Consider the following 25,016-nt stretch of genomic DNA (forward strand, 5'->3'; position numbering starts at 1 on the left):
GCCTGTCGCTAAACAAGTGAAGGTGGCAGCTGTACGCAGGTTAGCGAACCGGTCTCAGGCACCCCGGCAGACCCAAAGGTCTCCCGCATACAGCCACCATAACGTTATTGCGGACGAAGAGTCCCACAACGAAGCCATGAACGCTGATGCGCTGAGAAAGTTCGAGTCGCTAAACCCGATCGCTGATTCGTCAGCGACCGATCCACAATAGAACCCGCCCCCAAGGCGCACAAGCCAGCGGATTCTGGCGTAGCTGTAGGCAATGGCGCAAGGATTCGTAGCCTGTAAGGCGTGACTGAAAGTGTCTTTTAAACGGCTGAGTTTAAAAGGCACTTTGTGCTGATTTCTCGGGTCTCTTCGCGAGCAAGTCGCATCGTCGCTCCCACATTTGGAATGCATTTCTCTGCGGGAGCGAGCTAGCAGGTTAATAAATACGTCCCTTTTTTGCGAAACGCCCGATGCGATGCATCGGGCACTGGCGGTGAAACAGGTGTAGACCTATTTCAGGACTTGATAAAGTAAAAAGCGCTCAATGGACGATTGAGAAGTTATCTAGGTATGAGTCGCCTCCTCCATCAGTTATGTCTATAAATTTAATTTTTCTGTTTGGTGTTTCTGTTATGTCAACCCATACTTGCTTCTGTTCACCATATGATGGGGTGGACCCGGCTTTAATTAGTTGTAGGTTTTCATCGTAGCATTTGTATGGTGATGGGATTCTAGAGCCGTCGGCAATTCCGAATCTAATGCTTTTTGCTGGTTGTTTTAGTGTGAATCTTAGAGTTGCGCCGGGGCTAATGTATAAAAACTTTTCTGTTATAGGGGGGGCATAAGAACTGCCGTTGGCACCGATAGCTACGCGTGCTGCTACTACCGTAACGGTCATGCTGGGGAAGTCCATGACTGTGCCAACGGGCTTTTCACCCACTATGCCTGTCTCGAAACCCTCTAAGGTCACTAAAGGGTTTTTCAATAAGTTTAAAGTCAAGGTCGGGAAAGCAATGGGTGCCAAATTGTTGGTGGTGCCTGGCAATACTTCAAGAGATACATTGAATTCAGTATCATGTTTCAGAGTTAATAATTGCTCTCTGGTTAGTGTTTCTTTTATTCCGGAACTCACTTCTGTTGCTGTTATCTTGTGGTTGGTTAGTATTGGTAATGTCTGGTCGCTGTTGTTGTTGTCTTTTCCAGAGATTTTTAGTTGCACAATGTTTTCAGTGCTGATACCTGTCCATGGCAGCACGGTAACCTGAGCATTTCCGTCAAAAGAATTCAAATTCAGCACTTTGTCATCCGGTGCTTGTGGAATTTTCGGCGAGGGTAACCGTGCATCTTCATCTGCAATCTTCAACACGTTCAAAGGCAGAATCGGCGATTTGCCGAACTGGGCGTTGTTGCGATTCAAATTCCAGCGCAGTTGGATCGTTTGACCATGCCGCGCGGCAAGAAATGCAGGGCTCAATACGGTGTTCACTCGCTTGTTGCTGTTGAACTCCACCAAAGGAAACTGCGGCGACCCCGCTGGTGGATTGACTTCCACCAGCCGTGCCCGATCGCCGCTCAGTGCTTCAAGGAATTCGATGCGCACCGTAATTCCTTCCGGATAGGCCAAAACATCAATAGGATCTTCTGCCGGTGCTACAAGAAACGGTGGCAGTAGATCCTCCAGCGCTGTCCCGATGCGCAACGTCAATTCATGAGAATGCCCCAGCGTCTCGCCCGCCCGCTGAATGTTGTAATCGGCAACCACCGTACCGTTCAGGTTGGCGGTCACATATTTTTTATCCACGGTAATGCGCACAGGCCGGCCAGCGGTGGCAGGGATCAGATCGACATGACCATTGGTGCTGCCACCGCTGGCGGAGCCGCGCCAACGGTAGTTCACGCGATCTTTGTCGCGGGTGTCGAGGTGCGGCGCCACCAGCACGGCACCGGTCGGTGGCACGTTTTCCGGATCGAGCACGTCGTTGGCACCTGTGCCCTCGACTTCCGGTCGCTTGAACGTCGGCAAGGCCACGCCGACCTGCATCCTGAACGGCAGCGACTCGCGAACGCTCAACAGCCCCGTTTCGCTGTCGGTGACGACGTAATAGACCGTGACGTTCAGGCCGTTGAAGCGCTGGATTTCGGCATTGCTCACGCTGCGCAGGACGGGTTGATTGTCCGCTACGTCGCCGACCGTGCGGGGATCCTCGTAGTAAACCTTGTCACCGCCGGGCTTCTGGGCCGACCAGATCAGGTTGATCAGGTGGCTGCTGTTGCGACCGGGATACCAAGGGATCTGCACGGTCGCCCACTTCGTTTCGGATGGCAACGTTCCGCCCGTTGCCTCGACGACGGTAGGGGCGACTAACTGGCTGATGTCGCCAATCACGGTGACGCTGGCATTTTTTGAGCGGCGGTCGCTTTCATCGCTGCGACGGCGCACATAGCCGACCGAGGCTGCGCCTTTGGCGATGGCTTTGACGGCGGCGTTGGGGATCGTGAAGTCGAGATGAAAGGGCACGAACTCCACTCGCATCGATAACGGCCCGACGATGATTTGCGAGCCTTGCGCGGGGGTGCCGGTCCAGGTCAGGAGCACTTCGTCGTAAACGGCAAAGTCCTTCGTCGGCGTGTACACGCGAACGATGACATCGTCGTCACCCAGTGTGTCGAGGTCCACCCGATCGGTCGGCTGGCCGTTGACCAGCACCTGCGGTGCATCCAGCCGATTGCCCCCCAGGTCCACCAACACGTGATGCGTCGCCGACCACGGCGCGCGTTCGTCCGGGTAGTTACCGCAGCGATCAATGGGCTGATAAGCCACCGCGACACGATCGCCGTCCCCGGCGGCGTCGATGAGGGCGCGGCTGAAAACGACCTCGATCGGGTTTTTGATCGGGTCCTGGGCCTGTTCCGGCGTAACGACATGCACCCGTTGCTGGCTGCCCCAGCGGGCGAGAATGCGGTCGTATCGGGTGAGGTTGCGGTAGGGCACGATACGCATCGTCACCCCCTCGGGCGGCAGGTTTTCATCGACCTCCTTATGAGAGAGGGTGAACTTGAGATCGGAGTGGCCGTCCTCGCCCGGATCGTCATCGTACTCGCCGGGTCGCGAGAGTTTGACCAGTAAAGTCTGGAAGGGCGTCGAGTCCTCCGGGGTCTGGTTCTTGCGTGTAACCCGGTAGAACACGGGTGTGGCATCCCCCTCATGTACTTGGCCCTTGGCAATGCTGAATGCCACATCTTTGTCGAGCTCGTCGGCGTTTAAGAGTTCTTTGCTCCAGATCGCTGCGCTGTCATTGCCCCAGAACACCTCGACCAGATCGCCAATGGACATGATCAACCAGGCGGGGATGATGCCTTGCAGACCGCCTTCCACGGCTCTGATGGGAATGCCTGCGTCATAGTGTTCGGCGGGGTTGAGGGTAACCTGGGACGGAAAATACAGTGACTTCAGGGCCAGGGGGGGAACAGGCAGTTTCTGACCATTCATGCTACGGACTCCGAACGATGTGTGGGCATGGAGTGATTTAGCTCGCAGCGAGAGATTTGCGCACCTGTTAGATCTTACAGGTGGCGACGAGTGGTCATTAATGAAGAACGCACTTGTGCAGGCGCTTCCGCGGGCTGGAACCGCTCAAGGACGACCTGCCGATTCCGCCGGATCTGCGGCGCGATTCCTGATTTTTTGGTGATGAAAAAAACCGCCATCCGGTTGAATCCGGTGGCGGTTTTTTTACGCCTGATGACCTGTGTTGCTTGTGAGGCCGCCTTCGCGGGCAAGTCGAATCGTCGCACCGCCGCTCCCACAGGGAAATGCATTCCAAATGTGGGAGCGGGCTTGCCCGCGAAGGCGTCAGCCACCACGACGCATTTCTCAAGCCTTTACACGGAGGTCTGCGACGGCGGTAGTTCCAGATTATTCAGCACCCGATTCGCTGCCAGTTCCCCAAGCATGATCAATTGCCCGATCCCCATCAGCGTCCTGCGTTGCGAGGCGGGCATGAGGTGGGCGAAGTCATTGGCGATGGTTCTGGCTGAAGCGAGGGTTTCGCAGATCTCGACCAGCAGCTCTTCGTTTTTGAAGTCTGCGGTGACGGCAAACATTCGACGGGTTTTGCGCGGCGGTGCAGTGGCGCCGGGCGGGCAGAGATAGTGATCGAGCGCGCGGTCGGCGGCTTCGTGAAGCTTTCTGGAATCGAGGGGTTCGTAGGGCGAGGCGGGGTTGGTTTCGGGTGGGTTGGGTGTTGGTTTGATCATGGTGAAGCTCCTATAAGAGTGGAGCCGCACGAAACTGTCGCTAAACAGAAAGGTGGCGGCTGTACGCGGGTTAGCGAACCGGTTATAGGCACCCGGCAGACCCGAGGGTCTCCCGCATACAGCCACCATAGCGGAGTTGCAGACATTGAGTCTGCGACAAGGCATGGAGCGCTGGTGCACCTATTTATGATTCGAGTCGCTAAACCCGATCGCTGATTCGTCAGCGACCGATCCACAATAGAACCCGACCCCAAGGCGCACAAGCCGGCGGATTCTGGCGTAGCTGTAGGCAATGGCGCAAGAATTCGTAGCCTCGAAGGCGTGTCTGAAGGTGTCTTTTAAACACGGGAGTTTAAAAGACAATGGGTGCCGTCGGTCTGAAACGTCCCGCGACCTGTTAGTTCTGACAGTAGACGCGTGTTGTTCCCGGGCGCCTTATAAATCCTGAATTCACGCCGTTGCCTATTCGCACTCTGCGAACGCAGTGGTTGATAACTCATTCACTTGAAGTAGGGGATAGAACATGACAGGGCGCGTTTACCGAAAACTGCCGGGCATGGAGATGGAGTTCGTTTCAGGGAAGCTGGAAAGGGACGCAGGCGAGCGGGCCATCGTCTATGAGGTGACGTGCGACCTGAAGTTGGACTTTCTCAATTTTCTGGTCATGGCCAATCAGTACATTCCGAATTATCTGGATAACCCCATCAATGCGATCCGGCCTGAACTGGCCGGGTTTGCGTATCACTACTCCTACAACTACTTCTTTGGCGCGGCCGGTAATATCAGCAATAACCCGTCGTTGTTCGCTCTATTCACCGACCGTGGTTATTACATGGACCAGTGGGCGAGGGATGGCGGGCCAGTAGAACAACGATATGGAAAACCCTCATTCACGTTGGTCGGCAACCAATTGCGCATCACGTCGCGGCAGTACTTTCGGCTGGATGCGGGGGCTCCTCCGATCGAAATCAGCGACCTGCCATTCATCCGTTTCGAATGGGCATTTAATCTGATGGAGGGGCATGCGAAGTCCACTGATGTCGCGCCTGTCACCATGGTGGTACTGATGTCTACGGAGGAGGACGTTGTCGATGTCGATGGGCACAGCGTGTTCAGGGGCACGCGCTATCTGGATAATGCAGCCCTCTCTTTCGGTCCGATCACACCAGCGCACATTCTGGTAGCCAGTTGACTGTCGGGGTTTCATCTCACTGAACATCGCTGAACAGGGGGCGGGCGCACGACGTGCGTGCCGCCCCTTTGTGCATTCATCACCCCTCTGTTTCAAGCCTTGGCAAAAGTTGGAAGGCTTCTTGCAGTAGCCGCCGTGCGCCTGCTTCGGGCGTCAAAAGTTTGCTTTAAAGGAACGGGGAAAACCGGTGGATCGCTCTCAGTTAATCAACAGTGCTCGCTCGAACATTGCCGATCTCAGTCGGGGCAATCTGGGTGTGCCGCTGTTGCTGCTGGTCATGCTGGCGATGATGATGTTGCCGGTGCCGCCGTTCCTGCTCGACGTGTTCTTCACCTTCAATATTGCCCTGTCGATCGTCGTGCTGCTGGTCTGCGTGTACGCCTTGCGGCCGCTGGATTTTGCGGTGTTTCCGACGATCCTGCTGGTGGCGACGCTGTTGCGACTGGCGCTGAACGTGGCGTCGACGCGGGTGGTGATGCTCCATGGTCAGGACGGCCACGCCGCTGCCGGCAAGGTGATCCAGGCCTTCGGTGAGGTGGTGATCGGCGGCAACTACGTGGTCGGTATCGTGGTCTTCGCGATCCTGATGATCATCAACTTCGTCGTAGTGACCAAGGGTGCCGGGCGGATCTCCGAGGTGAGCGCGCGTTTCACCCTCGATGCGATGCCCGGCAAGCAAATGGCGATCGACGCCGACCTCAACGCCGGTCTGATCGACCAGAACCAGGCCAAGGCCCGTCGTTCCGAAGTCGCCCAAGAGGCTGAGTTCTACGGTTCGATGGACGGTGCCAGCAAGTTCGTTCGCGGTGACGCCATTGCCGGCCTGCTGATTCTGTTCATCAACCTGATCGGCGGCATGGCCGTCGGTATCTTCCAGCACAACATGTCCTTCGCTGACGCCGGCAAGGTGTACGCCTTGCTGACCATCGGTGACGGTTTAGTGGCGCAATTGCCATCACTGTTGTTATCGACAGCGGCAGCGATCATGGTGACCCGTGCTTCCGGCTCGGAAGACATGGGCAAACAGATCAATCGCCAGATGTTCGCCTCGCCCAAGGCGCTGGCGGTGGCCGCCGGTCTGATGGCGGTCATGGGGCTGGTGCCGGGCATGCCGCACTTCTCGTTCCTGACCATGGCCGCGCTGGCCGCCGGTGGTGCTTATCTGTTCTGGAAAAAGCAGAACGTGGCCAAGGTGCAGGCGCTGGAAGAGGTCAAGCGTCAGCAGGAACTGCTGCCGTCGCCGGCCCGTGCCATGGAAACCAAGGAGCTGGGCTGGGACGACGTGACGCCCATCGACATGATCGGCCTGGAAGTCGGCTATCGCCTGATTCCGCTGGTGGACCGCAACCAGGGCGGCCAGTTGCTGGCGCGAATCAAGGGCGTGCGCAAGAAGCTCTCCCAGGACCTTGGCTTCCTGATGCCGACCGTACACATCCGCGACAACCTCGACCTGGCGCCGAGCGCCTATCGCCTGACCCTGATGGGGGTGATCCTGGCCGAAGCCGAGATCTATCCGGATCGCGAACTGGCGATCAACCCGGGGCAGGTCTACGGCACGCTCAACGGCATCACCGCCAAAGATCCGGCTTTTGGCCTGGAGGCGGTGTGGATCGAAGTCAGCCAGCGCGCCCAGGCGCAATCGCTCGGTTACACCGTGGTGGACGCCAGCACCGTGGTCGCCACCCACTTGAACCAGATTCTGTACAAGCACTCCAGCGAGCTGATCGGCCACGAAGAAGTGCAGCAACTCATGCAATTGCTGGCCAAGAGCTCGCCAAAACTGGCTGAAGAGCTGGTGCCGGGTGTGGTCACGTTGTCGCAGTTGCTCAAAGTTTTGCAGGCGCTGTTGGCCGAACACGTGCCGGTGCGCGACATCCGCAGCATTGCCGAAGCCATCGCCAACAACGCCGCCAAGAGTCAAGATACCGCCGCGTTGGTGGCTGCCGTGCGCGTTGGCGTATCCCGCGCCATCGTCCAAAGCATTGTAGGCACTGACTCCGAGCTGCCTGTGATCACCTTGGAACCAAGGTTGGAACAAATATTGCTCAACAGTCTGCAGAAGGCAGGACAAGGCTCGGAAGAGGGCGTTCTGCTGGAGCCGAGCATGGCCGAGAAACTGCAGCGTTCGCTGATCGAAGCGGCGCAGCGTCAGGAAATGCAAGGACAACCGGTGATCCTGTTGGTAGCAGGCCCGGTTCGCGCGATGCTCTCGCGCTTCGGCCGCCTGGCAGTTCCTGGACTGCATGTGCTGGCCTACCAGGAAATTCCGGACAACAAGCAAGTGACCATCGTTGCGACAGTAGGGCCCAACGGCTGAGGTAGTGGTTTATGCAAGTTAAGCGTTTTTTCGCCGCCGATATGCGTCAGGCCATGAAGCTGGTTCGTGATGAGCTGGGCGCTGATGCCGCCATCATTGGCAACCGCCGCATTGCCGGCGGTGTCGAGCTGACGGCGGCGCTGGATTACAAACTGTCGGCGCTGGCCCCGCGTGTTCCGAACATGGAACTCGAGGACGAGTTGCGCAAGACCCAGTCGCGTATCGTCACCGCCCAGGCCGAACTGAGCCTGCGTGGTGAAGCCGACGGCAACACCAATCTCCAGCTGTTCGCCGGGCTGCCATTGACCGCCGGCCTGCCGCTGACCGCAGCCGAGCCTCTGACAGAACCGACGTATGCTGCTCCGGCCCGTCCAGCCCCGGCACCTGCGCCGGCGGCCGCTGGTGTCGATCCGCGTGCGCTGGATTCGATGCGTTTCGAACTCAACAGCCTGCGCGAGCTGATGGAAGTACAGCTCGGCACCCTGGCCTGGAATCAGCTGCAAGGCAGCCGCCCGGCTCAGGCGAATCTGTATCGTCGTCTGCAGCGCATCGGTTTGTCGGGCCCGTTGTCCCGTGATCTGCTGTCGATGATCACCGAGATCGACGAACCTCGTCAGGCCTGGCGCATGCTGCTGGCGCACCTGGCACGAATGATTGCCGTACCGGAAGTCGAGCCGCTGGAAGAGGGCGGGATCATTGCCATGGTCGGCCCGGCCGGCATGGGCAAGACCACTACTCTGGCCAAACTCGCTGCCCGCTACGTGCTCAAGTACGGCGCGCAGAACATCGCGCTGGTGAGCATGGACAGTTTCCGCATTGGTGCTCAGGAACAGTTGAAAACCCTGGGCCGGATCCTCAATGTGTCGGTGACCCACGTCGATCCGGGCCAGTCCCTGGTGCAGGCGCTGGATCCACTGCTGCGCAAGCGCGTGGTGCTGATCGATACCGCCGGCCTGCAGGCCAGCGATCCGGCCCTGCGCATGCAGCTGGAAAGCCTGGCCGGTCGTGGCATTCGGTCGAAAAATTATCTGGTGCTGGCAACCACCAGCCAGAAACAGGTTCTAACCGCCGCTTATCACAGTTACAAGCGTTGCGGGCTGGCCGGGTGCATCCTGACTAAACTGGATGAGACGGCCAGCCTTGGCGAAGTGCTGAGCCTGGCGATCAGTCATGAACTGCCGGTCGCCTACCTGACCGACGGCCCGCGGATTCCGGATGATCTGCATCTGCCGCGCCGTCATCAATTGGTCAGCCGCGCCGTCAGCGTGCAAATGCAGGAAGAACCCAGCGAAGAAGCCATGGCTGACATGTTCGCTGATATCTACCACAGTCCGACCAAGCAGGTTGGCTGAGGTAATGAACCGTTTTTGTACCTACATCGATGGTCTGCCATGCATTGTTCCGGTTGTGAACGCGCAGCCAGTAATGTGGCCTCCGTCTATGCAAGACAAGGTAAAGAAATAACATGGGCAGCATGCATCCCGTACAGGTGATCGCGGTGACCGGCGGCAAAGGTGGCGTCGGCAAGACTAACGTGTCAGTGAACTTGTCCCTGGCGCTGGCAGAGCTTGGCCGTCGGGTCATGCTGCTGGACGCCGACCTGGGGCTGGCGAACGTCGACGTTCTGCTGGGCCTCACCCCCAAACGTACCCTGGCCGATGTGATCGAGGGCCGCTGCGAGCTGCGCGACGTGCTGTTGCAAGGCCCCGGCGGGATCCGCATCGTGCCGGCCGCGTCCGGCACCCAGAGCATGGTTCACCTGAGCCCGGCCCAGCATGCCGGTCTGATTCAGGCGTTCAGCGACATCGGCGACAATCTCGACGTGCTGGTGATCGACACCGCTGCGGGTATTGGTGACTCGGTAGTCAGTTTTGTTCGCGCAGCCCAGGAAGTGTTGCTGGTGGTCTGCGACGAGCCGACCTCGATCACCGACGCCTACGCGCTGATCAAGCTGCTCAACCGCGATTACGGCATGAACCGCTTCCGCGTCCTGGCCAACATGGCCCAGAGCCCGCAGGAAGGTCGCAATCTGTTTGCCAAGTTGACCAAGGTCACGGATCGCTTCCTCGACGTCGCCTTACAATACGTCGGTGCGGTGCCTTACGACGAGAGCGTGCGCAAGGCGGTGCAGAAGCAGCGTGCGGTCTATGAAGCCTTCCCGCGTTCCAAGTGCGCACTGGCATTCAAGGCGATCGCGCAAAAGGTCGATACCTGGCCGCTGCCCGCCAACCCGCGCGGCCACCTCGAATTTTTCGTCGAGCGCCTCGTGCAGCAAACGGCAGGACCTGTGCTATGACCGCCAGCGGTATGAATCTTTACAAGAAGTCGGCGCGTGACGCGCAGTACGAGCTGATCGAGCGTTACGCGCCGCTGGTCAAACGCATTGCCTACCACTTGCTGGCGCGATTGCCGGCCAGTGTGCAGGTCGAGGACCTGATTCAGGCCGGGATGATCGGCCTGCTCGAAGTCTCGACCAAATACGACGCCAGCAAGGGCGCCAGTTTCGAAACGTACGCGGGCATCCGGATCCGTGGCGCGATGCTCGATGAAGTGCGCAAGGGGGACTGGGCACCGCGCTCGGTTCACCGCAACACCCGAATGGTCAGCGATGCGATTCGCTCGATTGAAGCTAAAACCGGACGTGACGCTAAAGATCACGAGGTTGCGGCCGAACTCCAATTGAGTCTCGACGATTACTACGGGATTTTGAATGACACCCTGGGCAGCCGACTGTTCAGTTTCGACGACCTGTTGCAGGACGGCGAACATGAAGGGCTGCACGAGGATGGCGCCAGTGCTCATCTTGAGCCGTCGCGTGACCTGGAAGACGAGCGCTTCCAGGCGGCGCTGGCGGACGCGATTGCCAATTTGCCGGAGCGTGAGCGACTGGTGTTGGCGCTGTACTACGACGAAGAACTGAACCTCAAGGAAATCGGTGAAGTCCTTGGCGTCAGTGAATCGCGGGTCAGCCAGTTACACAGCCAGTGCGCGGCCCGTTTGCGGGGGCGTTTGGGAGAGTGGCGAGCGCGCTGAAGGCAGTGTGGGGACACTGCGAACGAGGCTGGTGCGGTGGTGAACGGCACCGGTCTTGCTCTGTTGTGCTCCAGACAGTCGTCGAGTGCTTTGCCGGATTGATTGAAATGGCGCGTCCAGGTGCTGGGCGCGTTTAAGACTGCTTGGAGGTCGAATTGAACAAAGACATGAAAATCCTCATCGTTGATGACTTCTCAACGATGCGGCGGATCATCAAGAACCTGTTGCGTGACCTCGGGTTCACCAACACCGTTGAAGCCGACGATGGCACCACCGCCATTCCGGTGCTCAACAGCGGCAGCATCGACTTTCTGGTGACCGACTGGAACATGCCCGGCATGACCGGTATCGACCTGCTGCGTCACGTGCGCGCCGACGAAAAACTCAAGCACCTGCCAGTGCTGATGGTGACCGCTGAAGCCAAGCGCGAGCAGATCATCGAAGCGGCCCAGGCCGGCGTTAACGGCTACGTGGTCAAACCTTTCACGGCTCAGGCGCTGAAAGAAAAAATCGAGAAGATTTTCGAACGCATCGGCTGATGACGCGCGGGGGAGCTATGGAGCATAAAGAATCTTCACAGGGCGACTTTGAGTCGACCCTGAAAAAACACGCGGTCGAACTGGTCGAAAGCCTTGAAAAGGGCAGGTTCGGCGACGCTGTGCAACTGATCCATGAGCTCAATCAGACCCGTGACCGTGGCCTGTACCAGGAAGTGGGCAAGCTCACGCGTGAACTGCACAGTGCGATCGTCAACTTCCAGATCGATCCGCACATGCCGCAGGCCGAGGAAGTGTCGCAGATCACTGATGCGACCGAGCGTCTGGGCTATGTGGTCAAGCTGACCGAAGCCGCGGCCAACCGCACCATGGATCTGGTGGAAAGCGCGACCCCTGTGGTCAATGGTCTGGCTGACGAAGCCCAGGCGTTGAGTGCTGACTGGGGCCGCTTCATGCGTCGTGAGGTCGGGGCTGAAGAGTTCCGCGAACTGGCGCGCCGGGTCGACGGTTTTCTGTCACGCAGCAGCGCGGACAATCGCGCGGTGTCGAGCAACCTCAACGACATTCTGCTGGCCCAGGATTACCAGGACCTCACAGGTCAAGTGATCAAGCGCGTGACCCAGTTGGTCACCGAAGTCGAAAGCAACCTGCTCAAGCTCGTGCTCATGGCCAGCCAGGTGGACCGCTTTGCGGGCATCGAACATGACCGTGCGGCGATGCTTGCTGAAAAAGATCCACAAAAACATCTCTCGCAGGGTGAAGGTCCGCAGATTCATGCCGATAAACGAGAAGACGTTGTGTCCGGTCAGGACGATGTGGACGATTTGCTATCCAGCCTTGGATTTTGAGTTTAGGTTTTTAGACCTGTAGGAGCACCCCATTAATGAGCTTCGGCGCCGATGAAGAGATCCTTCAGGATTTCCTGGTTGAGGCCGGCGAGATTCTTGAGCAACTGTCCGAACAACTGGTCGAGCTGGAAAGCCGCCCGGATGACGCAGATCTGCTCAACGCAATTTTTCGCGGTTTCCACACTGTAAAAGGGGGCGCCGGCTTCCTTCAGCTCAACGAGCTGGTGGAGTGCTGTCACATCGCCGAAAACGTGTTCGACATCCTGCGCAAGGGTGAACGACGCGTCGATGCAGAACTGATGGACGTGGTGCTCGAAGCGTTGGACGCGGTGAACAGCATGTTCAGCGAAGTCCGCGATCGCAGTCCGATCACCGCCGCCACCCCGCAACTGCTGGCCGCCCTGGCGCGTCTGGCCGAGCCGCAATCGGCGGATGAAGCCCCGGCTTCGCCCGTTGCCGAGATGATCGAAGAACTGGTCGTTGAGAACGAGGCCGGGGACTCCAGCGACATCACCGATAACGAATTTGAACAGTTGCTGGACTCGCTGAACGCCGTCAAGGCCGAAGCCGAAGCTCCGGCGGCTGCCGCTGCGCCTGCTTCCGATGAAGCGGCCAGCGATGAAATCACCGATGCCGAGTTCGAGTCGCTGCTCGACCAGTTGCATGGCAAGGGCCAGTTCGCGGCGGACGCCGTGGCACCGACGGCCGCTGCACCTGCTGCTCCGGCGGCGGGCGACAGCTCGGACATCACCGACGACGAATTCGAAGCCTTGCTCGATCAGTTGCACGGCAAGGGCAACTTTGCTGTCGATGCGCTCGAGTCGGCGATTGCGTCCGTCCCTGCGAATGCAAATGCTGCCCCGGCAGCGGCTGCAGCCGGTAGCGATCTGATCACCGACCACGAGTTCGAATCGCTGCTCGACGATCTGCATGGCAAAGGCAAGTTCACTGACGTCGCCACCGGTGCCGTCGTGACTGCCGGCAATGCTTCGGCTGTTGCAGCGCCTGCCGCCAAGGCCCCGGCCGCTGCGGCGAAACCTGCCGCAAAAGCGCCTGAGCCGAAAGCCGAACCGGCCAAACCGGCTGCCGCTGCTGCACCGGCTCCGGCCCGTGCTCCGGCGACACCGCCACCGGAAAAACCGGCGAGCGAAGCCGAGACCACCGTTCGCGTGGACACCGCGCGTCTCGACGAAATCATGAACATGGTCGGCGAGCTGGTGCTGGTGCGTAACCGTCTGGTGCGCCTGGGCCTGAACAGCGGCGACGAGTCGATGCAGAAGGCCGTGTCGAACCTCGACGTGGTCACTGCCGACTTGCAGACCGCAGTGATGAAGACCCGGATGCAGCCGATCAAGAAAGTCTTCGGCCGCTTCCCGCGTCTGGTTCGCGATCTGGCTCGTCAGCTCAAGAAAGAGATCAACCTGGAACTGGTGGGCGAAGAAACCGACCTCGACAAGAACCTCGTCGAGGCGCTGGCCGACCCGCTGGTCCACTTGGTGCGCAACGCGGTCGACCACGGCATCGAGTCGCCGGAAGAACGCGAAGCGTCGGGCAAGGCCCGTGGCGGCAAGGTGATTCTGGCGGCCGAGCAGGAAGGCGACCACATCCTGCTGTCGATCTCCGACGACGGCAAAGGCATGGACCCTAACGTCCTGCGCGCCATCGCCGTGAAACGCGGTGTGATGGACAAGGATGCTGCCGATCGCCTGAGCGACACCGAGTGCTACAACCTGATCTTCGCCCCGGGCTTCTCGACCAAGACCGAGATCTCCGATGTGTCTGGCCGCGGTGTGGGCATGGACGTGGTGAAGACCAAGATTTCCCAGCTCAACGGTTCGATCAACATCTACTCGACCAAGGGCGCGGGCTCGAAAATCGTCATCAAGGTACCGCTGACGCTGGCGATCATGCCGACCCTGATGGTGATGCTTGGCAACCAGGCGTTCGCGTTCCCGCTGGTGAACGTCAACGAAATCTTCCACCTCGACCTGTCGACCACCAACGTCGTGGACGGCCAGGAAGTGGTGATCGTGCGGGACAAGGCGCTGCCATTGTTCTACCTCAAGCGCTGGCTGGTCAGCTCCGCGGCTCACGAAGAGCAGCGCGAAGGCCATGTGGTGATCCTTTCGGTGGGCACCCAGCGGATCGGCTTCGTCGTCGATCAACTGGTCGGTCAGGAAGAAGTGGTCATCAAGCCATTGGGCAAAATGCTGCAGGGAACCCCGGGCATGTCCGGCGCCACCATCACCGGTGACGGCCGTATTGCGCTGATTCTCGATGTTCCAAGCATGCTCAAGCGTTACGCCGCACGGCGTATTTGAATCCGGGGCGGCGGGGCGACGACGTCCCGCCGCACCTAATGGAGTGTTTATGGCAGTCAAAGTCCTGGTGGTGGACGATTCGGGTTTTTTCCGCCGCCGCGTCTCGGAAATTCTTTCAGCGGATCCGAGCATCCAGGTTGTCGGTACGGCAACCAACGGTAAAGAGGCGATCGATCAGGCCCTGGCCCTCAAGCCGGACGTGATCACCATGGACTACGAGATGCCGATGATGGATGGCATCACGGCCGTGCGGCACATCATGCAGCGCTGCCCGACGCCGGTGTTGATGTTCTCCTCGCTGACGCACGAAGGCGCCCGGGTCACCCTGGATGCGCTGGACGCCGGCGCGGTGGATTTCCTGCCGAAGAATTTCGAAGACATCTCCCGCAATCCGGAGAAGGTCAAGCAACTGCTGTGCGAGAAGGTTCACAGCATCTCGCGCAGCAACCGTCGTTTCAGTGCCTACAGTGCGCCGGCGCCTGCCGCTGCACCGACGCCTGCACCGGCGGCTCCCGCGCCGTCGAGCTTCAGCAGTCACAGCAGCGCACCGGCCCGTCCGGCACCTGCGCCTGCACCGACTCGCGCGCCAGCGGCCAGCGCTTCGTCGCCGGCCCCGAAACGCAAAAACTACAAGCTCGTGGCGATTGGTACATCGACCGGCGGCCCGGTCGCACTGCAGCGGGTTCTGACCCAGTTGCCGGCCAACTTCCCGGCACCGATCGTGTTGATCCAGCACATGCCGGCAGCCTTCACCAAGGCCTTTGCCGAGCGTCTGGACAAGCTGTGCCGCATCAGCGTCAAGGAAGCCGAGGATGGCGACATCCTGCGTCCGGGCCTGGCGCTGCTGGCTCCGGGTGGCAAGCAGATGATGATCGACGGCCGTGGCGCGGTGAAAATCCTGCCGGGCGACGAGCGTCTGAACTACAAGCCTTGCGTGGACATCACTTTCGGTTCCGCAGCGAAATCCTACAGCGACAAAGTTCTGGCGGTCGTGCTGACCGGCATGGGCGCCGACGGTCGCGAAGGCGCCCGTCTGCTCAAGCAGGGCGGCAGCACCGTCTGGGCTCAGGATGAAGCCAGTTGCGTGATCTACGGCATGCCGATGGCGATCGTCAAAGCTGACCTCGCGGATGCGGTATACGGTCTGGACGATATCGGCAAGCACATCGTCGAGGCGTGTATCTGATGGATGTTCTGAGCCTTATCGGGATCATCATGGCGTTTGTCGCGATCATCGGCGGCAATTTCCTTGAAGGCGGTCACCTGGGCGCACTGGCCAACGGCCCGGCAGCGCTGATCGTGCTCGGCGGGACCATCGGTGCCGCCTTGCTGCAATCGCCGATGAGCGCGTTCAAGCGTGCCATGCAGATTCTGGCCTGGATCTTTTTCCCGCCCCGTGTGGATCTGGCCGGCGGCATCGATCGGGTGGTCAACTGGAGCCTCACGGCGCGCAAGGAAGGCCTGCTGGGCCTGGAAGGCGTGGCGGATGCCGAGCCTGATGCCTACTCGCGCAAAGGCCTGCAACTGCTGGTCGATGGCGCCGAGCCGGAAGCGATCCGCAGCATCCTCGAAGTGGATTTCTACACCCAGGAAGCCCGTGATATCGAGGCCGCCAAGGTCTTTGAAAGCATGGGGGGCTACGCGCCGACCATCGGTATCATCGGTGCGGTGATGGGCCTTATCCACGTGATGGGCAACCTGGCCGATCCGTCACAACTGGGCAACGGCATCGCCGTGGCATTCGTCGCCACGATCTACGGTGTGGCCAGTGCCAACCTGATCCTGTTGCCGGTCGCCGCCAAGCTCAAGTCAATCGCGTTGCGGCAGTCACGTTATCGCGAAATGTTGCTGGAAGGTATTTTGTCGATCGCTGAAGGTGAAAACCCACGCTCCATCGAGTTGAAGCTTCAGGGCTTCATGGATTAAGGGACTAACCTCATGGCACGTCGTCGCCAGCATGAAGAGCACGTAAACCATGAACGTTGGCTGGTTTCCTACGCCGACTTCATCACCTTGCTCTTTGCCTTTTTCGTGGTGATGTACTCCATCTCGTCGATCAACGAAGGCAAGTACAAGGTCATCTCCGAAGCACTGATCGGGGTCTTCACCGACTCCGACCGCTCGCTCAAGCCGATCCCGATCGGTGAAGAACGCCCCAAGACCGTGACCCCGGCCAAGCCGCTGGTCAAGGACAGCGAGCAGGTCGATGCCGGTATCGCGGGGGCCAGTGATCCGTTGAAAAGCATCGCCGACGATATCAGCGCTGCGTTCGGCGACCTGATCGCGAGCAACCAGATGACCGTGCGCGGCAACGAGCTGTGGGTCGAGATCGAACTCAACTCCAGCCTGTTGTTCGGCAGTGGCGATGCGATGCCGAGCGATATCGCGTTCAACATCATCGACAAGGTTGCAGCGATCCTCAAACCGTTCGACAACCCGATCCACGTCGAAGGCTTTACCGACGACCAGCCGATCCGCACGGCGCAGTACCCGACCAACTGGGAGCTGTCGTCAGCGCGCTCGGCGAGCATCGTGCGCATGCTGGCCATGCAGGGCGTCAACCCTGGCCGCATGGCTTCGGTGGGTTACGGCGAATTCCAGCCGGTGGCCAACAACGCCACCGCCGAAGGCCGGGCGAAGAACCGTCGCGTGGTACTGGTGGTGTCGCGCAATCTTGATGTGCGCCGCAGCCTGACGGGCACCGGGACCGCCAATGCAACACCGGACGCCGCGTTGAAGCGTGCTGGCACACAAACTGCACCGACCCCGGTCAAGACGCCGGGACGCGAGAGTGCCGTCAATTCTCCGTCGCCCGCATTAATACGCTGAGCCATGTCTCGGCCGAGCATCTCGGCCGGGAGGAACAATCCGAATGAGAGTCTGGGCAGTCGCCAATCAAAAGGGTGGTGTTGGTAAAACCACTTCTTCCATCGCTTTAGCCGGTTTGCTGGCAGAGGCGGGCAAACGCGTGGTCGTGGTCGATCTCGACCCGCACGGCTCGATGACCAGCTATTTCGGTTACGACCCCGACAGCCTGGAACACAGCAACTACGACCTGTTTCTGCACAAAGGCAGTGTGCCGCAAGGCCTGCCGGGCCAGTTGCTGCTGTCGACCAGCGACGAGCGCATTTCCCTGTTGCCTTCGAGTACCGCGCTGGCCACCCTCGAGCGTCAGTCGCCAGGGCAGAGTGGTTTGGGTCTGGTGATCGCCAAGAGTCTGGCGCAGCTGTGGCAGGACTTCGATTACGCGATCATCGACAGCCCGCCGTTGCTCGGCGTGCTGATGGTCAACGCCCTGGCCGCCAGTCAGCAACTGGTGATCCCGGTGCAGACCGAACACCTGGCCGTCAAAGGCCTGGAGCGCATGGTCAACACCCTGGCGATGATCAACCGTTCGCGCAAACAGGCGCTGCCGTTCAGCATCGTGCCGACCCTGTTCGATCGCCGCACCCAGGCGTCGATGGGCACCTTGCGCGTGCTGCGCGACAAATTCCCCGACGAGATCTGGCAGGGTTATATCCCGGTCGATACCCGTCTGCGTGACGCCAGTCGTGCCGGTGTCACCCCTTCGCAGTTCGACGGCAAGAGCCGTGGCGTGCTGGCCTACCGCGCGCTGCTCAAGCATCTGCTGGCGCAACAACTCGTTCCGCAGGTGGCTTGAGCATGAATCGGCCGATCAAACTGACTTCGCGTCCGCAACTGGCCTTGCAGTCCTATCTGGACAGCTTGCTGGAGGATGTGACGGAAGAGATCCCGCAGGAAACCGAAGCGCCGGTCGAGGTGGTCGAGACCGCCGCGGCGCTCGATGAATTCCAGGCTGCCGTGCTTGAAGAGCAGGCCCGGGATGCGCAAAAAGCTGCCCGGCCGGTCGCCCCGGTTGCAGCGCCTGCCGCTGTGGTAGCCAAAGCGCCTGCGACACTGATCAAAGAGCCTGAGCCGGTGCGCGTGGTCTCGACTCTGGCACCGCTGCTGCAAACCCGACTTCTGCAAACGCCTCCGGTTCCGGCGGCGCCCGAGCCCGAGCCTGAAGCACCTGCGCCAGCCCCGGTCGAACCGACCCTGGTTGCGCCGCTGGTCGAAGTGCATCTGCCGCCCAGCAACACGCCACCACCGGTGGAAACCGACGGCCGTCCGGCCTGGGCTTCGGAAGCTTTCGAATGCCTGCTGTTTGACGTCGCCGGGCTGACCCTGGCCGTGCCACTGGTGTGCCTGGGTTCGATCTATTCGCTGGCCGGCCATGAGCTGACGCCGCTGTTCGGTCAGCCGGAGTGGTTCCTCGGCATCCTGCCAAGCCAGGCCGGGAACCTCAAGGTGCTGGACACCGCACGCTGGGTCATGCCGGATCGCTATCGCGATGACTTCCGTCAGGGCCTGCAATACGTGATTTCGGTACAAGGTTACGAGTGGGGGCTGGCGGTGCATCAGGTCAGCCGCTCGTTGCGTCTGGATCCGAATGAAATCAAATGGAGAAGTCACCGGGGTCAGCGGCCATGGCTCGCGGGCACGGTGATTGAACACATGTGCGCCTTGCTCGATGTATCCGCTCTGGCCGAGTTGATCGCCAGCGGTGGGGCAAAGCACATGTCCGGCAGTAAGCCGAACCACAAACCGACATGACACTTACATAACAGACAGCACCGGCATACGCATGGCGGCGCACAGAACACACACCGCCAGGCGCGGTTTTTCGAGGGGCTAGGGTATGAACGACAAGGCTACGGCGGCAAAGGGTTCCGAAGATCCGATCCTGCAATGGGTGACCTTCAAGCTGGACAATGAAACCTACGGCATCAATGTGATGCGCGTTCAGGAAGTCCTGCGCTACACCGAAATCGCTCCGGTTCCGGGTGCACCGAGCTACGTGCTGGGCATCATCAACCTGCGCGGTAATGTGGTGACGGTGATCGATACCCGTCAGCGCTTCGGCCTGATGAGCGGCGAGATCAGCGACAACACCCGTATCGTCATCATCGAAGCCGACAAGCAGGTTGTTGGCATCATGGTCGACAGCGTGGCTGAAGTGGTTTACCTGCGTCAGTCGGAAATCGAGACCGCACCGAACGTCGGTAACGAAGAGTCGGCCAAGTTCATCCAGGGCGTGTGCAACAAGAACAACGAGTTGCTCATCCTGGTCGAGCTGGACAAGATGATGAGCGAAGAAGAGTGGTCGGAACTGGAGAACATCTGATTGATTCTCGAGGTAGCGGTCATTGTCCTGTTCCTGTTCTGGGCAGGCACGCTGGCAATGTTTCTGGCGTACATCAAGGCGCAGCGGGTCATCGCTGCGCAACAGGCTCAGGGTGATGCGCTGCGTGATCAGCGCATCAAGGACCTGGCCAAGCGTGTCGACGATTACCAGAACGGCAACGTGCGCATGGGTGAAGCCCTGCACGAGCTGCGCGCGGTCGTCGGGCCGATTCCGGACAAGCTTTCCCAACTCGAACAGCGCGACCCGTCGAGCCTGTCGTTCGCCCAGGCGGCGAAACTGGTCGGGATGGGCGCGAGTGTCGATGAGCTGACTCAGTCCTGCGGGTTGACCCAGGCTGAGGCGGAGTTGATGCGCAAGCTGCACAAGAACTGATTATTGCGTCGAGGCTAATGGCCTATTCGCGAGCAAGCCCGCTCCCGCATTCGACTGCATTCCTTCAATAGGATCGCGGTCGAATGTGGGAGCGGGCTTGCTCGCGAAGGGGCCTTCAAAACCTCAGTAATCGTCGCCGCGCTCGGTGACGTCCTTCTCGATCATCGGTGCATCCGGATTGTGTCCCGCCGGGAACTTGCCCTTGAGGTTCCAGGCAAACGCGATGATCTCGGCAATCGTCAGGTACAGCTCTTGCGGGATGCTGTCGCCCAGTTCCATTCGCGCCAGCAACTTCACCAGCTCGGCGTTTTCGTAGATCGGCACTTCACAGTCGCGGGCGATCCGCAGGATTTCTTCCGCCAGCTCGTCGTCTCCCTTGGCGGTGAGGGTCGGGGCGTGGCTGCCGTCGTACTTGAGGGCGATGGCCTGGCGTGGAGCGGTGGAATCGTTCATGCGGTTTCGTCGACCCAGCGATGTTCGAGACGGGTTTGGATGCCTTGCGGCGGTGTGCCGAGGTGACAGTCAAGGTCGCCGACGTTCAGTCCCGAATCCAGCAGACGCTGACGCAGCGTGCTCAGGTTGCTTTCGATCAGGCTGGCAGTATATGGCCGCTCGGCCCACAACTGGCTTGAGAGGCTGCCACTGATCAGTTGTGCCTGAATCTGCATCGGCCCCAGCGGTTCCATGTCGAACGCCAGGTCGACGCGCCACAGTTGCTGCTTCGGTTCCCGCTCATCGCGGCGCTGTTCGTTGGCGTCCTGTTTCTGCGGCGCTTCTTCGCGCTGGAACTTGACCTGCAACGGCACGATGTCCTGCAGGTTGCGCATCGGGATTTCCAGTTGCCAGGTGCTGAGCAGCCGCCCGTCGTCGGTCACGCCGGTCTGTTCCAGACTCGACAGTTGATGACTTTGCAGGCGCGAGACAGCGGCGGCGGCCAGGCGCAGCAAATGTTCCAGATCGCCTTCACCTTCCAGGCTTTGCAGCAGCCGGTCGGGCAGCGGGAAGCTGCTCGGCACCGGCTTCGCACTGACCTGACCGAGCATGCCGAGGGCGTTGCGCACGAAGCTTGGCAGCGCCTGGGCCAGGGTGTTGGCTGCGATGATCGCATTCAGATTGGTATTGCCGGGCAGGCCGGGGGTGAGCTGGGCGATCAACTTGAGCAGATCGGCTTTCATGTCCGGGGCCAGCGTCGGGCTTTGCCCGGCCAGCAATTTGGCTTCGAGAAAGGCGCCGCTGTTGAGCAGTGCCTGGGCCAGGCCTTTGGGGGTGGTCAGTTGCCCGACGTCCGGCAGGTTGGCCAGCAGCCGGTCCACTGCGGCACGCAGATCACTGGAGGTCTGGTCGTCGGTGGGTGGCAGGCTCTGGAGCATTTTCAGCAAGCCATCCAACGAACCCTGACGGCTTTGCTGGCTGACCAGTTGCTGACTGACCGCGAGTTGTTCCTGGCGATTGCTCAGCGGCAGGAATTTCAGGGTCTGCGAATCCTGCACCAGCGCCGACAACAGAGTGCCGATGCGTAATGGCTGAGGGCTGTCGATGCTCAGGGTGCTACCGCTCAACACCGTGTTGAGCAGGCTGACCGTCGAACGGAACACCGTCGGCTGCCCCGGTACCTGCGCCAAGGCCTGATTCGTCAGCACCTTGCCTTGCAGCAGCGTGCCGACCGGCAATTGCGCGGTATCGATGCGGGTGAGGGTAGCGACAGCCGTGGCGATGGCCTGTTGCACGGTGATCGCCAGATTGCCTGCCGACGGCTGGGTGACGGCGAGGTTGGTGCCTTGTGGCAACGGCAGGGTACTTGTCGCCTGCACGGTAGTCTGACGGCCGCCGTCGAGGGTGACCTTGAGCAGCACCTGAAAGGCCTGGTCCGCCGGCTTCAGCGACAACACCTCGGCCTTGGCGCTCTGGCCGGCGGCAATCAGCCCGTCGACCGGCGTCAGCAACTTCAGCAGCTCGCCCACCTGCGGGCGAGCCGTCGCCGGGGCGGTGGGCGGGAGCGGGAGGATGTTCATTTCGCCTGTCATACGCGGACACAACCTGAGGAAAATGCACTCGGGAGAGCAGGGGACGCCATGTATAATGCCGCCCGTCCTTCCGTTCGTTCAAAAAACATAGCAATTGTTTGACGCAGCTCTCTGGATTGAGCCGTCATTGCATTTATGCTGCAACTCTTTAACGGCCGCCCCAGAGCCGACTTGAACCGTATAAGGCCCGTGAACCCTTGACCAGCCCTGTCCTGCAAACCGTCGGCCTCGCCTGTGAGCGTGATCTCAGACTGCTCTTCGAGAATCTCGAATTGAGACTGGCCAGTGGCGATATGGTGCAGATCAGCGGTCCCAACGGCAGCGGCAAGACCAGCCTGCTGCGTTTGCTGTCCGGCCTGATGCAACCGACCGAAGGTCAGGTGCTGCTCAACGGTCAACCCCTGGCCGAACAACGCAGCGAACTGGCGCGCAATCTGCTTTGGATCGGCCATGCTGCCGGGATCAAGGACCTGCTCACCCCGGAAGAAAACCTCGCCTGGCTCTGCGCCCTGCATCAACCCGCCGGACGCGAGGCGATCTGGCAGGCGCTGGCGGCAGTTGGATTGCGCGGGTTCGAAGATGTTCCCTGTCACAGCCTGTCCGCCGGTCAGCAGCGCCGCGTGGCGCTGGCGCGCTTGTATCTGGACAGTCCGCCGCTGTGGATCCTCGATGAACCCTTCACCGCGCTGGACAAACAGGGCGTGGCGCAGCTCGAAGAGCATCTGGCCAGACACTGCGAGCAGGGCGGCCTGGTGGTGCTGACCACTCACCACACGCTGAGCCGGATGCCGGCCGGTTATCGCGACATCGATCTGGGGAACTGGGCAGTATGAGTGTGTTCGGCCTGTTGGTTGCCCGTGAGTCCCGACTGCTGTTCCGCCGCCCGGCGGAGCTGGCCAATCCGCTGATTTTCTTCGCCATCGTCATCGCGCTGTTCCCGCTGGCCGTCGGACCGGAAACTCAAGTATTGCAAAACTTGTCCCCGGGGTTAGTCTGGGTGGCGGCGCTTTTGTCGGTCCTGCTCTCGCTGGACGGGCTTTTCCGCAGTGATTTCGAAGACGGATCCCTTGAACAGTGGGTCCTTTCGCCGCACCCCCTGCCACTTCTGGTGTTGGCCAAGGTGCTGGCACACTGGCTTTTTTCCGGGCTGGCACTGGTTTTGCTCTCGCCGTTACTGGCGTTGATGCTCGGGTTGCCGGCTGCGTGTCTGCCGGTATTGCTGCTTTCGTTGCTGCTGGGTACACCGGTGCTGAGCTTGCTCGGCGCGGTAGGCGCGGCGCTGACGGTCGGTCTGAAACGCGGTGGCCTGTTGCTGGCGCTGTTGATTCTGCCGTTGTACATCCCGGTGTTGATCCTCGGCAGTGGCGCCTTGCAGGCGGCGTTGCAGGGCATGCCGGCGACGGGTTATCTGTTGTGGCTTGGCAGCCTGACCGCCCTGGCAATAACCCTGACACCCTTTGCAATAGCGGCTGGCCTGAAGATCAGCGTCGGCGAATAATGAGGTCTGGTTAAAATTTAACCAGCAAAGACCCTGAGACTGCTCGCACCGATGAGCGGCACCCGTGATGGAAACAGTATGAACTGGACCTGGTTTCACAAGCTCGGCTCGCCCAAGTGGTTCTACGGCATCAGCAGCAAGTTCCTGCCGTGGCTGAGCATCGCAGCGTTGCTGCTGATCGCTGTCGGCGTCGTCTGGGGCCTGGCCTTCGCGCCGCCGGACTATCAGCAAGGCAACAGCTTTCGCATCATCTACATCCACGTTCCCGCCGCGATGCTCGCTCAGTCGATCTACGTGATGCTGGCGGTGTGCGGTGTGGTCGGGCTGGTGTGGAAGATGAAACTGGCCGACGTCGCCCTGCAATGCGCTGCTCCGATCGGTGCGTGGATGACCGCCGTGGCGCTGGTCACCGGGGCGATCTGGGGCAAGCCGACCTGGGGTTCGTGGTGGGTCTGGGACGCGCGGCTGACCTCGATGCTGATTCTACTGTTTCTGTACTTCGGCGTGATCGCCCTGGGCAACGCCATCAGCAATCGCGACAGCGCCGCCAAGGCCTGCGCGGTGCTGGCCATCGTCGGCGTGATCAACATCCCGATCATCAAATACTCGGTGGAGTGGTGGAACACCCTGCACCAGGGCGCGACTTTCACCCTCACCGAAAAACCGGCGATGCCTGCCGAAATGTGGCTGCCGCTGCTGCTGACGGTGCTGGGTTTCTACTGTTTCTTCGGCGCCGTGCTGTTGCTGCGCATGCGCCTTGAAGTGCTCAAGCGCGAAGCCCGCGCCAGTTGGGTGAAAGAAGAAGTGCAGAACAGCCTGGAGGCCGCTCGATGAGTTTCGCGTCATTCGGCGATTTCCTCGCCATGGGCCATCACGGCCTGTACGTCTGGTCGGCCTACGGCATCTGTCTGGCGGTACTGATCCTCAACGTGGCGGCGCCAATCGCGGCCCGCAAGCGTTATCTGCAACAAGAGGCGCGTCGTCTGCGCCGGGAGAACGGCAAGTGAATCCGCTGCGCAAAAAGCGTCTGATCATCATTCTGGCAATTCTGGTCGGGGTCGGCGCTGCCGTCGGCTTGGCCCTGAGCGCCCTGCAGCAGAACATCAACCTGTTTTACACCCCGACCCAGATCGCCAACGGCGAAGCGCCGCAGGACACGCGCATCCGCGCCGGCGGCATGGTCGAGAAAGGTTCGCTGCAACGCTCACCGGATTCCCTGGACGTGAAATTTGTGGTCACTGACTTCAACAAGTCCGTGACCATCACCTACCGTGGAATCCTGCCGGACCTGTTCCGCGAAGGGCAGGGCATTGTTGCTCTCGGCAAGCTCAACGCCGACGGCGTCGTAGTGGCCGATGAAGTGCTGGCCAAGCACGACGAGAAATACATGCCGCCGGAAGTGACCAAGGCCCTGAAGGACAGCGGTCAATCCGCGCCAACCCCAGCGAAGGAGGGTTGAT

At 60.3% G+C, this 25,016-nt stretch carries 25 protein-coding genes; 20 read left to right on the forward strand and 5 right to left on the reverse strand.

What is annotated here, in order from left to right; genetic code table 11:
- Window positions 1-529 precede the first annotated feature (529 nt).
- The 3 genes from C6Y56_RS07905 to C6Y56_RS07915 form a co-directional block, all read right to left on the reverse strand.
- Window positions 530-3,478, reverse strand: a complete 2,949-nt coding sequence (locus C6Y56_RS07905) for a hypothetical protein (protein ID WP_169429413.1) — start codon at window positions 3,476-3,478, stop codon at window positions 530-532.
- A gap of 74 nt (window positions 3,479-3,552) precedes the next feature.
- Window positions 3,553-3,849, reverse strand: coding sequence for a hypothetical protein (locus tag C6Y56_RS07910; protein ID WP_169429414.1), 297 nt, complete (start codon window positions 3,847-3,849; stop codon window positions 3,553-3,555).
- A 21-nt stretch (window positions 3,850-3,870) separates the two neighbouring features.
- A complete protein-coding gene (locus C6Y56_RS07915) occupies window positions 3,871-4,245 on the reverse strand; it encodes a DUF6124 family protein (protein WP_169429415.1) in 375 nt (124 codons plus the stop codon).
- Between the two features lie 523 nt (window positions 4,246-4,768).
- On the opposite strand from C6Y56_RS07915, the gene C6Y56_RS07920 reads away from it, so the two are divergent.
- From C6Y56_RS07920 to C6Y56_RS07990, 15 genes are all read left to right on the forward strand, one after another.
- Complete coding sequence (locus tag C6Y56_RS07920; RefSeq protein ID WP_169429416.1) at window positions 4,769-5,437, forward strand: hypothetical protein; 669 nt, start codon at window positions 4,769-4,771, stop codon at window positions 5,435-5,437.
- A gap of 187 nt (window positions 5,438-5,624) precedes the next feature.
- Window positions 5,625-7,754, forward strand: a complete 2,130-nt coding sequence (gene flhA, locus C6Y56_RS07925; protein ID WP_169429417.1) for a flagellar biosynthesis protein FlhA — start codon at window positions 5,625-5,627, stop codon at window positions 7,752-7,754.
- A gap of 11 nt (window positions 7,755-7,765) precedes the next feature.
- Complete coding sequence (gene flhF / locus C6Y56_RS07930) at window positions 7,766-9,106, forward strand: flagellar biosynthesis protein FlhF (RefSeq protein WP_169429418.1); 1,341 nt, start codon at window positions 7,766-7,768, stop codon at window positions 9,104-9,106.
- A gap of 113 nt (window positions 9,107-9,219) precedes the next feature.
- Window positions 9,220-10,050 (forward strand): flagellar synthesis regulator FleN, encoded by an 831-nt coding sequence (gene fleN / locus C6Y56_RS07935; RefSeq protein ID WP_003222917.1) that lies wholly within the window; start codon window positions 9,220-9,222, stop codon window positions 10,048-10,050.
- Window positions 10,047-10,787: an RNA polymerase sigma factor FliA gene (gene fliA / locus C6Y56_RS07940; protein ID WP_007951959.1), complete on the forward strand. Its 741-nt coding sequence runs from the start codon at window positions 10,047-10,049 to the stop codon at window positions 10,785-10,787. The genes fleN and fliA overlap by 4 nt, the downstream gene beginning before the upstream one ends.
- Before the next feature lie 167 nt (window positions 10,788-10,954).
- Window positions 10,955-11,326 (forward strand): chemotaxis response regulator CheY, encoded by a 372-nt coding sequence (locus C6Y56_RS07945; protein WP_003183998.1) that lies wholly within the window; start codon window positions 10,955-10,957, stop codon window positions 11,324-11,326.
- A 17-nt stretch (window positions 11,327-11,343) separates the two neighbouring features.
- Window positions 11,344-12,132, forward strand: a complete 789-nt coding sequence (locus C6Y56_RS07950; protein WP_085710486.1) for a protein phosphatase CheZ — start codon at window positions 11,344-11,346, stop codon at window positions 12,130-12,132.
- 35 nt (window positions 12,133-12,167) lie between these two features.
- Window positions 12,168-14,453 carry a chemotaxis protein CheA gene (locus C6Y56_RS07955; RefSeq protein WP_169429419.1) on the forward strand — a complete coding sequence of 762 codons (2,286 nt, stop codon included), beginning with the start codon at window positions 12,168-12,170 and terminating at the stop codon, window positions 14,451-14,453.
- A 49-nt stretch (window positions 14,454-14,502) separates the two neighbouring features.
- Window positions 14,503-15,639: a protein-glutamate methylesterase/protein-glutamine glutaminase gene (locus C6Y56_RS07960; RefSeq protein ID WP_169429420.1), complete on the forward strand. Its 1,137-nt coding sequence runs from the start codon at window positions 14,503-14,505 to the stop codon at window positions 15,637-15,639.
- On the forward strand, window positions 15,639-16,379 hold the full coding sequence (locus tag C6Y56_RS07965) for a flagellar motor protein (RefSeq protein ID WP_169429421.1): 741 nt from the start codon (window positions 15,639-15,641) through the stop codon (window positions 16,377-16,379). Before C6Y56_RS07960 ends, C6Y56_RS07965 begins: the two co-directional genes overlap by 1 nt.
- 12 nt (window positions 16,380-16,391) lie before the next feature.
- A complete protein-coding gene (motD, locus tag C6Y56_RS07970; RefSeq protein ID WP_085710492.1) occupies window positions 16,392-17,282 on the forward strand; it encodes a flagellar motor protein MotD in 891 nt (296 codons plus the stop codon).
- Window positions 17,283-17,325: 43 nt separating this feature from the next.
- Complete coding sequence (locus C6Y56_RS07975) at window positions 17,326-18,114, forward strand: ParA family protein (RefSeq protein ID WP_007959220.1); 789 nt, start codon at window positions 17,326-17,328, stop codon at window positions 18,112-18,114.
- A gap of 2 nt (window positions 18,115-18,116) precedes the next feature.
- Window positions 18,117-19,070, forward strand: a complete 954-nt coding sequence (locus tag C6Y56_RS07980) for a CheW domain-containing protein (protein WP_169429422.1) — start codon at window positions 18,117-18,119, stop codon at window positions 19,068-19,070.
- An 85-nt stretch (window positions 19,071-19,155) separates the two neighbouring features.
- Window positions 19,156-19,641 (forward strand): chemotaxis protein CheW, encoded by a 486-nt coding sequence (locus C6Y56_RS07985; protein WP_007959223.1) that lies wholly within the window; start codon window positions 19,156-19,158, stop codon window positions 19,639-19,641.
- On the forward strand, window positions 19,642-20,034 hold the full coding sequence (locus C6Y56_RS07990) for a DUF2802 domain-containing protein (RefSeq protein ID WP_169429423.1): 393 nt from the start codon (window positions 19,642-19,644) through the stop codon (window positions 20,032-20,034). It begins immediately after the preceding gene.
- A 123-nt stretch (window positions 20,035-20,157) separates the two neighbouring features.
- On the opposite strand, the gene C6Y56_RS07995 is transcribed toward C6Y56_RS07990, so the two are convergent.
- Together C6Y56_RS07995 and C6Y56_RS08000 are read right to left on the reverse strand one after the other, a co-directional pair.
- The gene (locus C6Y56_RS07995) at window positions 20,158-20,487 is read right to left on the reverse strand and encodes an EscU/YscU/HrcU family type III secretion system export apparatus switch protein (RefSeq protein WP_169429424.1); all 330 of its coding nucleotides are present in this window, start codon (window positions 20,485-20,487) and stop codon (window positions 20,158-20,160) included.
- Window positions 20,484-22,058, reverse strand: a complete 1,575-nt coding sequence (locus tag C6Y56_RS08000) for a flagellar hook-length control protein FliK (RefSeq protein WP_169429425.1) — start codon at window positions 22,056-22,058, stop codon at window positions 20,484-20,486. Before C6Y56_RS08000 ends, C6Y56_RS07995 begins: the two co-directional genes overlap by 4 nt.
- A gap of 197 nt (window positions 22,059-22,255) precedes the next feature.
- Here C6Y56_RS08000 and ccmA point away from each other — a divergent pair, with 197 nt between their 5' ends.
- The 5 genes from ccmA to ccmE all read left to right on the forward strand — a co-directional run bounded on the left by ccmA (window position 22,256) and on the right by ccmE (window position 25,015).
- A complete protein-coding gene (gene ccmA, locus C6Y56_RS08005) occupies window positions 22,256-22,891 on the forward strand; it encodes a cytochrome c biogenesis heme-transporting ATPase CcmA (RefSeq protein ID WP_169429426.1) in 636 nt (211 codons plus the stop codon).
- Window positions 22,888-23,556 (forward strand): heme exporter protein CcmB, encoded by a 669-nt coding sequence (gene ccmB / locus C6Y56_RS08010; RefSeq protein WP_085710502.1) that lies wholly within the window; start codon window positions 22,888-22,890, stop codon window positions 23,554-23,556. Before ccmA ends, ccmB begins: the two co-directional genes overlap by 4 nt.
- 78 nt (window positions 23,557-23,634) lie before the next feature.
- On the forward strand, window positions 23,635-24,390 hold the full coding sequence (locus C6Y56_RS08015) for a heme ABC transporter permease (protein WP_085733725.1): 756 nt from the start codon (window positions 23,635-23,637) through the stop codon (window positions 24,388-24,390).
- Complete coding sequence (ccmD, locus tag C6Y56_RS08020) at window positions 24,387-24,563, forward strand: heme exporter protein CcmD (protein WP_011333085.1); 177 nt, start codon at window positions 24,387-24,389, stop codon at window positions 24,561-24,563. The genes C6Y56_RS08015 and ccmD overlap by 4 nt, the downstream gene beginning before the upstream one ends.
- Entirely contained in the window at window positions 24,560-25,015 is a 456-nt protein-coding gene (gene ccmE / locus C6Y56_RS08025; RefSeq protein ID WP_085699419.1) for a cytochrome c maturation protein CcmE, read from the forward strand. Before ccmD ends, ccmE begins: the two co-directional genes overlap by 4 nt.
- The last annotated feature ends 1 nt before the right edge of the window (window position 25,016 follow it).

Source organism: Pseudomonas fluorescens (genome assembly GCF_012974785.1).
In the GTDB taxonomy this organism is placed as follows: Bacteria; Pseudomonadota; Gammaproteobacteria; order Pseudomonadales; family Pseudomonadaceae; genus Aquipseudomonas; species Aquipseudomonas fluorescens_BT.